Source organism: Rothia kristinae NBRC 15354 (assembly GCF_001570865.1).
Classification (GTDB): domain Bacteria; phylum Actinomycetota; class Actinomycetes; order Actinomycetales; family Micrococcaceae; genus Rothia; species Rothia kristinae.
Window position 1 is genome coordinate 94,627 of sequence record NZ_BCSM01000011.1, and the last position, 9,280, is coordinate 103,906.

The following is a 9,280-nucleotide window of genomic DNA, read 5'->3' on the forward strand; positions in this document are numbered from 1 at the left end:
ATGCTCCCATACGCCACACCAGTGACGGTTCGCGGGAGGGCTGGGGCGCTGAGCGCGGCGGGAGGCTCCGGCAGCGGGGGATCCACACCTGAGATGCCGCGGGGAATCCACAGGGGCGCCGTCGTCGTGCGGATCCGGAGGCGTTCACCGGATGCCCCGCCCGGTAGAACCGGGGCATGAGAGTTCCCCAGCCCCTCCCGACGCCGCTGCTGAACACACCGATCACCGCGAGCGCACTGGAACGGCACGGGCTCTCCCGGTTCCGGGCGTACGCGGGGGACCTGCGGCAGCTGCGCCGCGGCATCCGGTGCGTCCCCGGGGCGGAGCCGACGCCGGCGCAGGTCGCCGCCGTCGTCGCCGCGCAGGCCGGGCACGCCGTGATCTGCGGGGTGACCGCCGCCCAGCTCCACGGGATGCGCCTGCCTGGAACGTTGTCGCGCAGCACCCTCCTGCATCTGGCGCGCACGGATGGCAGGCCGCGGTTGCGTCGCCCAGGCGTCGTCGGCACCGAGGCGGCGTACCGTCCGGGGGACGTGATGATGGTCGGGGAGGTCATGGTGACGACGCCGGCGCGCACCTTCCTGGACCTCGCGCGGATGCTCAACCCGGTGGCGCTGGTCGCGGTGGGTGACGGTCTGGTGTGCACACACCGTCACGGCATCCGCGCCGGTGTGCCGCCGCTGTGCACCGTGGAGCAGCTGCGGAGGATGCTCGACGAGCACCCGGGGGTCCGCGGGGTGCGGCGGGCCCGGCTGGCGCTGGGCCGGGTGCGCGTGGGCGTGGATTCACCCCAGGAGACGCGGATGCGCCTGCTCCTGGAGGATCACCGGGTGGGCGAGTGGATCACGGATCACCGTCTCATCGGGGCAGACGGGCGCGAGGTGCTGCCAGATCTGTGGGATGAGTACAGTCGCACGAGCGTCCAGTACGAGGGGATGCACCATTCGGATCCGCGGCAGGTCCACCGCGACGTCGCCCGGGAGCGGGCGACCCGCAGCGTGGACGCCGTGGAGGTGCGCGTGGTCGCCGCAGACCTGGACGCACTCGCGCCCTACCGCGGTCAGCTGGTGCCGCGGGTGGTCGCGCTGGTGGCAGCTGCGGTGCACCGAGCCCGCTGACCTCACCGACCCTCCCTCCCCAGCACCGAGCCGTCACTCACGTGGACTATAAGCCGTTGAGAAGCCACACCAGTGACGGTTCGCGGCCATACGACAGACACAAGACTCCGAGCCGTCACCCACGTGGGCTATGAGCCATACATAACCCACGCCAGTGACGGTTCGCGCGAATCAGCCCGCGGCCTCCTCCAGCTGCCGCACCCACGGGTCCGGCTGGCCGGTGATCCGGCTGCGCAGGTCTCGGCGCACGATCTCGATGGACCACGCCCACACCACGTGGCCCAGGGCCTCGGAGAAGTGCTCGCCGAAGGGCTGCTCCCACGGGGCGGGCACGATGCCCATCAGCGGCATGACCACGAGGTGGAAGGCCACCCACACCGCCAGACCGAAGACCGCACCCTGCCACAGGGTGATCCCGGGCCGGTACTCGGCGACCACGCAGTACAGGACGGCGAAGGAGATCGCGAAGGCGAAGTGCACGATGAAGCTGACCCATGGCAGGTCGTTGCCCAGGTAGGTGTAGGTCTGGTGCGTGGCCTCGGGGGACATCCCCAGCAGCTCCAGCAGGGCCTGCGGGGGGTTGGTCGCGTCCCGCTCGGGTGAGCGCGGCGGGAACGGCACCTCCCACCCGAACTTCACGATGCCGGAGAAGATCCCGGCGATCACCCCGACCAGCACGGCGACGGCGGGGCGGCGTCGCACGGGGTCGGTCACGGTCCTCAGCAGGGTTGCAGCGCTCATCGGGCGTCCTTTCCACGCGGCCGGCGGGGATCCCCGCCGTCACCCCACCCTAGTGTGGGTTCGTGTGGCTTTATGTGGGATGACGTGATGTTTCCCGGGTCGGCTGGAAAAGCGGGGTAGACTCGAGCTCGCGCGGTGATCCGCACCACCGGATCCCGCGCCCATGCACCCCCGACGGCGGGGCCGCCCTCCCCGGCGCACCTGCCCGGACCCGGCGGCGCGACCGATCCCGGCGCTCATGGTGACCCCGCACCCACGAGAGTATCTACGGATTTTCACGCCATGACTGAAAACACCGCGGCTCCGCGCCGCACCCCCGCCGCCGACACCCCGACGCCGCAGCCTCGCGGCGGCCTGGATCGGTTCTTCCACATCACCGCCCGCGGCTCCACGGTGGGCACCGAGATCCGCGGCGGCCTGGCCACGTTCTTCACGATGAGCTACATCGTGGTCCTGAATCCCCTGGTCATCGGGCTGATCGCGGACGCGAACGGCTCCCAGCTCGGCCTGGCCCGGGTCGCCGCCGCCACGTCGCTGGTCTCCGGGATCATGACCATCCTGATGGCCGTGATCGCCAAGCAGCCCTTCGCGATGTCCGCGGGCCTGGGCATCAACGCCTTCCTCGCCGCGACCATGACGACGACGCCGAACCTCACCTGGCCGGAGCTGATGGGCATGGTCGTGTGGGCCGGCGTCATCATGTTCGTCCTGGTGCTCACCGGCTTCCGCACCGCGGTGTTCAACGCGGTGCCGGAGTCGCTGAAGGTCGCGATCGTCGTCGGCATCGGCCTGTTCATCTCCTTCATCGGCTTCGTCAACGCCGGCTTCATCCGCCGCACCCCGGACGCCGCGGGCACCACCGTGCCGGTGACCTTCGGGGTGGACGGGCAGCTGATCGGCTGGCCGATCCTGGTGTTCCTGGTCGGGCTGTTCCTGACCATCGCCCTGATGATCCGCAAGGTGCGCGGGGCGATCCTCATCGGCGTCATCGCCTCCACGATCCTCGCGGTGATCCTCGAGGCCGTGGCCCCGTCCGGGACCTCCGCGGACTCCGCCACCGGCTGGTCCCTGGTCGCCCCGGCCCTGCCCAGCCAGTGGCTGAGCCTGCCGGATCTGTCCCTGGTCGGGGCGGTGGATCTGTTCGGCGGCTTCACCTCCCTCGGGGCGATGGCCGCGAGCCTGCTGGTCTTCGCGATCCTGCTCTCGGTGTTCTTCGACGCGATGGGCACCTCGGTGGGCCTGGCCACGGAGGCCGGGACCGTGGACCGGCAGGGCAACATCTACGGGATGAACCGCGTGCTGGCCGTGGACGCCCTGGGTTCGGTGGCCGGCGGCGGCGCCTCCGCATCGTCGTCGCAGATCTTCGTGGAGTCCGCGACCGGCATCGGCGAGGGCGCGCGCACCGGCCTGGCCACGGTGGTCACCGGCCTGCTGTTCCTGGCGGCCATGTTCTTCTCCCCGCTGGTGAACATCGTGCCCTTCGAGGCGGTGGCCCCGGCGCTGGTCGTGGTCGGCTTCCTCATGGTCAGCCAGGCCGTGCACGTGCAGTGGGACGACTGGGGCCTGGGCATCCCGGCCTTCCTGACCATCGCGATGATGCCGTTCACCTACTCGATCGCCGACGGCATCGGCGCGGGCTTCGTCTCCTTCACCTTCATCCGCCTGGTGCAGGGCCGCGGCCGGGAGGTCCACCCGCTGATGTACCTGGTGTCCCTGGCCTTCCTGGCCTACTTCGGGATGGGCCTGATCCAGGGCTGGACGCACTGACCCTCACCGCATCCGCGCCGATGGCGGACGCGCCGCCATCGCCGAGCCGCTGGTGGCCGCACGAGCCGAACGCACCGAAGCCCCGGTCCTGGAACACCAGGCCGGGGCTTCGGCTCATCAATCACTCGCACCTTTGAGGTGATTCCCACCATACGCACCGACCCTGGGGTTCTCCTGTGCCGCACCTCGGACTTCCCCCGACGCCGCCTATCCTGGTTCCCATGCCCACGCTGGATGACGACGCCCGCTGCCCCTGCGGCACCGGCGAGACCTACGGCGCCTGCTGCGCCCGGCACCACCGGGGCGCACCCGCCCCCACGGCGGAGGCGCTGATGCGCTCCCGCTTCACGGCCTTCGCCCTGGGGCTGGCCGACTACCTGCTGGCCACCTGGTACCCGAGCACCCGGCCGGCCTCATTGGAGCTGGACCCGCAGATCCGGTGGCAGCGCCTGGAGATCCTGCAGACCTCCGGAGGTCCCTTCGACGACGCCGCCCGCGTGCGCTTCGCCGCGCACTGGCGCTCCGTCCCCGGCATCCCGGGCGAGCATCGGCGTCGCGGGGTGCAGGAGGAGGACAGCCGGTTTCTGCGTGAGGATGGACGCTGGTACTACCTGGACGAGGCGCCCGCCCGACGCTGACCGGTCTGGGCCGGGCCGGACAGAGCTGGGCCGGATCAGTCCCGGCCGGATCGCGCCCGATCATCGGGGCGGGTCAGCCCGCGCGCCATCCGCCCGGTGGTGGCCGGCTCCCACGCCCCGCCCCCGGGGTAGGCCTCCCCGAGGGAGCGGAAGCCGCGGCGGGCGTAGAAGCGCTCGGCGCCGTCGTTGCCGTTGATGATCCACAGGTATGCCGGCTCCTCGGCGCCCAGGACGGCGTCCAGCAGGTGCCCGCCGAGCCCGCGGCCCTGCGCCTCGGGCAGCACGTACAGGGTCACCAGGGTGCGCGGCGGCTTCCCAGCGACGCCGGGCAGGGGCGCAGCGCCCGCCTTCGCCTCCCACGACTGAGGCCCGTCCGTGCTCAGCGCCAACCCGACGGGGCGGAACCACAGGTCCGGGTCCGCCCCGATCGAGCAGCAGCCGAACTCGTTGCTCTGCCCGAAGCCGGGATTGGCCCAGGCGATCACCGCGCGGGTTGCGGGCGCGGCGAGATTCTCCCGATCCTCGGCGGCGACGCTCTCCGCCTCGGCGCGGATGCGCCGCCCGAAGTCCTCGTCGATGATCCGCGCGTAGGCGGTCTCCAGGCACTGTAGATGCAGGCGGGTGAAGGTCTGCGGATCCGCGGAGCCGGGGCCGGCATCCACCGGGGCGATGCGGAATTCGCCGTCGCCGACGAACCACCCGCTCACGCGGCGCCCGTCCCGGCGTCCTTCCCGCCCTGCCCGCTCTCCAGGGCGCGGCGCTGCACGGCCCGCTCGAGCCGCTCGATCTTGCCGGTGAGCTCCCCGGTGTACCCGGGGCGGATGTCCGCCTTGAGCACGAGGGAGACCCGCGTGCCGTACTCGCCGACGGCCTCGGCGGCGCGCTTGACGACGTCCATGCACTCATCCCATTCGCCTTCGATGGTGGTGAACATGGCGTCGGTGCGGTGCGGCAGACCGGAGTCGCGGACCACGGTGACGGCGGCCGCGACAGCGTCGTGCACGGAGGCGTCCGGGGACTCGCCGCCGGAGGGGACCAGGGAGAAGGCAACCAGCATGATCCCAGCCTGCCACTTTTCCCACCCCGTGGGGAGGGGGGCTCACGGTCGGCGACCCGCCCGACGGGCGAAGTCATCCAGGGCCTGCGCCACGAGGGGAACGGTCCGACGCGCGGCTGAGCTTATTGAGACGCCGGTGCGTCGATCTTCTCATCAAGCGTCTTCCTGAGACTACCGGGCGCCCGACGGGGGACTCAGTCCCGGCGCGGTGACGCGCCGGCGGCGAAGCGGCGGGTCCACGCCTCGTCCCGGTACTGGGCGGGCACCGCCCCGCCGAGCAGCTCCCTGGCCAGGCGGGCGGCGTCATCGGAGCCCTCGACCGGCAGCGGAGCGTCCGAGGCGAGCAGGATGACGTTGCCGTAGCGGCGCCCCTTGAGCATCGGCGGATCCGCGATCACCGCGACGTGCCCGAACACCTCGGCCAGGCCGGCGATCTCCTCCCGCACCCCGAGCATCCGCCGGTCATCCCCGCAGTTGGCGACGTACAGCCCGCCCGGGGCGAGGGAACGGTGAGCGTGGGCGAAGAACTCCGCGGTGGTCAGCGGCCGCGGGGTCACGGCCCCGGCGAACACGTCTCGGATGATCACGTCCCGGCTGGCCTGTGCGAAGCCCTCGGTGACCTGCCGGGCCTCCCCCACCCGGATCCGCACGGTGGGGGCGCGGGGCACGTCGAACCACTCGCGCACCAGCGCGGCGAGCCGGGCATCCAGCTCGACGACGGTGCTGCGGCTGCGCGGCCAGGTCGCGGCCGTCCAGCGGGCCAGGGAGCAGCCCGCGCCGCCCAGGTGGGTCGCCCGCAGCCGCTCGGGGTCCAGGTGGGCGGGGACGAACAGCTCGAGGAAGGCCGCGATCCACCGCATGTACTCGAAGGCCAGCTCCCGGGGCTGCCCGAGGATCACGTGGCTGGACTGCACGCCGTTGACCAGCAGCAGCCAGGCGTCCGGGTGGAAGCGATCCGGCACGAGCTCGGCGGTGCCGGTGTCGATGGGGTGCTCCCCGGGCACGGGCCCGGCCGACGTCGTCTCCGGGGTGTGCTCCTGCCGTGCGCCGCGCTTCCTGCCCATGGCACCCCACCCTACGACGCCGCCAGGCCTACGCCTCCGGCGTGGGGGGCTACTTCAGAGCCTCTTGTGTCTGACGCGCGAACTCCTTGACTTCCTCCGGAGAGGAATCGGGCACCGTCACGCTCACCGTGCCTTCAGTAGCGGCCAGACGGCAGCCTTCCAGAGGCTGCCCCTCCTCGGGGCGCGGGTTGTTGGATCCGCAGTAGCCGCCGGGGATAGGGGTTCCGCTGTGCTTGAATGCCGCGGCGTTACCCGGCGTCTTCGTGTCTTCGAGGGTCATGATGGGGCTGTAGCTGATATAGGCATATTTGCTGCCCTTGGTGTACGTGATGCTGTTTCCGAGCTGCCCCGCACTCTGGATCTTCCACTCACCGATCGTCGCGGGTGCCTTCGTCTCACTCGTGATGTTCAGGATGGGGGCGTCGCCATCCGCTTCCGCATCCAGGCTGGGTGCCGAGGAACTGCTCCCGGACGACATGGAAGAGCCACCGCCGGACGCTGAGGGCTCCTCACTGGCGACGGACTCGGAAGCGGTATCAGACGCCTCAGCGGAAGCCGCCGGCGAGGAGGACGACGCTGCAGGAGCCGCGGACGAAGGGCTAGAGTCCTGATCCGATGAGCCGCAGGCCGTGATTCCCAAGGTGATCAGGAGGATGGAGGCGGAAGCTCCCATCGAGCGAGTGATGTTCATCATGTTCTCAGAGTACATACCGGGATGGTCAGCGTCAGCGCTCTTCGGTCTCAGTGGAGTCGGTGAGGGTCCGCACCCCGATGACGCCCATGACCAGCACGATCCCGGCGAGGAGGGTGAAGGAGATCTGCTGGGAGTGCACGAACCCGTCAACCAGCCCGGCGTCCCAGGCTCCCTGCGGCAGGCTCCGACCCACGACGGCGGCCATCACGGTGCCGACGATGGCCACGCCCACGGCGTTGCCCAGCTCCTGGGCCGTGTCGTTCAGGGCCGAGCCGATGGAGGTGTGGGATTCCGGCAGGGCCCCCACCAGGGCCACCGCCCCGGTGGTCATGATGATGCGCATCCCGGCGGTCATGATCAGCATGCCGACGGCGCACCACAGATAGCCGTGGGACAGCGCCCAGATCCAGATGGCCAGGGCCAGCAGCACGCACACCAGGCCGATGATGGAGGTGCGCCGCTGCCCGATCCGGGCCACCAGGCCGTCCACCAGCGGACCCACGGCCAGCATGCCCACCACGAAGGGCAGGTTGGCCAGCCCCGCGCGGAACGCGGACCAGCCCCAGGCGAACTGGTAGAGCTGGGTGGAGACGAACATGACGCCGCGGCGCAGGTCCTCGGAGCGGTCCGGGCTGACCCCGAAGCGCACGCCGAGCCAGGCCAGCAGGGCGGCGGGGGCGTTGAGGACCAGCAGGGCCTGCCAGGGCATGTGCGCCACGGCCAGCCCGGCCAGGGTGGGCCCGAGGGCGAAGCCGACCATGGAGACCACCATGATCAGGCCGATGGCCCGGCCGCGCAGCACGTCGTCGTCGAACAGCCGGAAGATCAGGGACATGGTGATGGGCGCCATCAGGGCCGCGAAGGCCCCGGACAGGGCGCGCACGGCGATCAGCTGCTCGGGGGTCCGCACCAGCAGCACGCCCAGCCCGGCCAGGCCGAACAGGGCCAGGCCGGTGAGCAGGGTGCGGCGGCGCCCGATCTTATCCCCGATGGTGCCGCCGACCATGAGCAGGCCGCCGAAGGTCAGGGAGTAGGCCCCGACGATCCACTGCAGGTCCGTGGGGCTGGCGTGCAGCTCGCGCCCGACGGTGGGCAGGGCGATGTTGAGGATGGAGTTGTCCACCATCTCCACGAGCATGGCCAGGCACAGCCCCAGCAGGGCGGGCCAGGCCGCGCGCAGGGACTGGGGGGAGGTGGTGCGGCGGGCGCGGTGGCGTGCGCCGGGGTGGGGTGCGACGGCGGCGCGCGGGGCGCCGTCGGAGACCGCGGGGGTCTCGAGGGTATCGGTGGTCATGGGAAGAGCCTTTCGGGAGGATCGAACGCGGCTCGATTCTGGAACGACGTTCGATTTATCGAACCGTGTTCGAGAATAGAACGATGTTTGATTCCCTGCAAGCCCGTGCGTAGCCTCGGTGGCATGAGCCCCGACCCCCGCGCCTCCCGCCGCCCCGCCCGACGCCGCGCCACCCTCTCCGTGGAGGCCATCGTGGACGCCGCGATCGGCTTCCTGGACCGCGAGGGCGCGGAGAAGCTGACCCTGCGGGCCCTGGCCGCGAGCCTGGACAGCGGGGTGGCCAGCCTCTACTGGTACGCCTCCGGCAAGGACGAGCTGATGGCGATGGTGGCCGACGAGGTGCTGGGTCGGGCCCTGGCCGAGGACGAGCGGCTGGCCGCAGCAGGCCGCAGCGCCCCGGCCTCCTTCGAGGGCTTCCCCGCTCCCGCCCCGGACCCCCGCACCAGCCCGGGCACGGCCGAGGCCCTGGGGGACCTGCGCCGACTCTCCCTGTGCCTGTTCACCCAGATGCTGGAGCACCGCTGGCTGGCCGAGCAGCTGATCCACGCCGGCCCCGACGAGGAGCACGCGCTGCGCACCTGGGAGCGCACGGGCCGGATCCTGCAGCGCATGGAGCTGAGCACCGCCCAGCAGTTCCACGCCTCCCTGGCGGTGACCAACTACGCCTCCGGCATGGGCGCGGAGATCTCCCAGCGCCAGAGCGAGGAGGAGGACGCCGACGTCGAGCAGATGTTCCGCGAGCAGCTGGAGCGCTGGGGGCACACCAGCACCGAGCAGTTCCCCTTCGTGCACTCCGTGCTCGGGGAGTTCCACCGCCATGATGACCGCACCGAGTACATCGCCGGCCTGGAGCTGCTGCTGGGCGGCATCGAGCGCCAGACCTGGGGCTGACCGGGGCGCCCGCGCC

The 9,280-nt window shown here is 71.3% G+C and carries 10 protein-coding genes; 4 read left to right on the top strand and 6 right to left on the bottom strand.

Translation table 11 applies throughout. The features are described 5' to 3' along the window. The first annotated feature begins 176 nt into the window (after positions 1–176). Positions 177–1,118 carry a type IV toxin-antitoxin system AbiEi family antitoxin gene (locus KKR01S_RS07870; RefSeq protein ID WP_061225714.1) on the top strand — a complete coding sequence of 314 codons (942 nt, stop codon included), beginning with the start codon at positions 177–179 and terminating at the stop codon, positions 1,116–1,118. A gap of 171 nt (positions 1,119–1,289) precedes the next feature. Here KKR01S_RS07870 and KKR01S_RS07875 read toward each other — a convergent pair whose 3' ends face one another. Then, entirely contained in the window at positions 1,290–1,859 is a 570-nt protein-coding gene (locus KKR01S_RS07875; protein WP_061225715.1) for a YagU family protein, read from the bottom strand. Positions 1,860–2,141: 282 nt separating this feature from the next. Here KKR01S_RS07875 and KKR01S_RS07880 point away from each other — a divergent pair, with 282 nt between their 5' ends. Then, complete coding sequence (locus tag KKR01S_RS07880; RefSeq protein WP_061225716.1) at positions 2,142–3,626, top strand: NCS2 family permease; 1,485 nt, start codon at positions 2,142–2,144, stop codon at positions 3,624–3,626. A gap of 221 nt (positions 3,627–3,847) precedes the next feature. Next, positions 3,848–4,264, top strand: coding sequence for a YchJ family protein (locus KKR01S_RS07885; RefSeq protein WP_061225717.1), 417 nt, complete (start codon positions 3,848–3,850; stop codon positions 4,262–4,264). 35 nt (positions 4,265–4,299) lie between these two features. Here KKR01S_RS07885 and KKR01S_RS07890 read toward each other — a convergent pair whose 3' ends face one another. The 5 genes from KKR01S_RS07890 to KKR01S_RS07910 all read right to left on the bottom strand — a co-directional run bounded on the left by KKR01S_RS07890 (position 4,300) and on the right by KKR01S_RS07910 (position 8,373). Further along, entirely contained in the window at positions 4,300–4,971 is a 672-nt protein-coding gene (locus KKR01S_RS07890; protein ID WP_061225718.1) for a GNAT family N-acetyltransferase, read from the bottom strand. Next, positions 4,968–5,321: a thiamine-binding protein gene (locus KKR01S_RS07895; RefSeq protein WP_058730534.1), complete on the bottom strand. Its 354-nt coding sequence runs from the start codon at positions 5,319–5,321 to the stop codon at positions 4,968–4,970. Before KKR01S_RS07895 ends, KKR01S_RS07890 begins: the two co-directional genes overlap by 4 nt. A 194-nt stretch (positions 5,322–5,515) precedes the next feature. Beyond that, positions 5,516–6,385 (bottom strand): spermidine synthase, encoded by an 870-nt coding sequence (locus KKR01S_RS07900; RefSeq protein ID WP_061225719.1) that lies wholly within the window; start codon positions 6,383–6,385, stop codon positions 5,516–5,518. A 49-nt stretch (positions 6,386–6,434) separates the two neighbouring features. Beyond that, positions 6,435–7,094 carry a hypothetical protein gene (locus KKR01S_RS07905; RefSeq protein ID WP_151196486.1) on the bottom strand — a complete coding sequence of 220 codons (660 nt, stop codon included), beginning with the start codon at positions 7,092–7,094 and terminating at the stop codon, positions 6,435–6,437. Between the two features lie 16 nt (positions 7,095–7,110). Further along, a complete protein-coding gene (locus KKR01S_RS07910) occupies positions 7,111–8,373 on the bottom strand; it encodes an MFS transporter (RefSeq protein WP_061225721.1) in 1,263 nt (420 codons plus the stop codon). Between the two features lie 123 nt (positions 8,374–8,496). Between KKR01S_RS07910 and KKR01S_RS07915 the strand changes: the two genes are divergently transcribed. Next, positions 8,497–9,264: a TetR/AcrR family transcriptional regulator gene (locus KKR01S_RS07915; RefSeq protein ID WP_081101643.1), complete on the top strand. Its 768-nt coding sequence runs from the start codon at positions 8,497–8,499 to the stop codon at positions 9,262–9,264. The last annotated feature ends 16 nt before the right edge of the window (positions 9,265–9,280 follow it).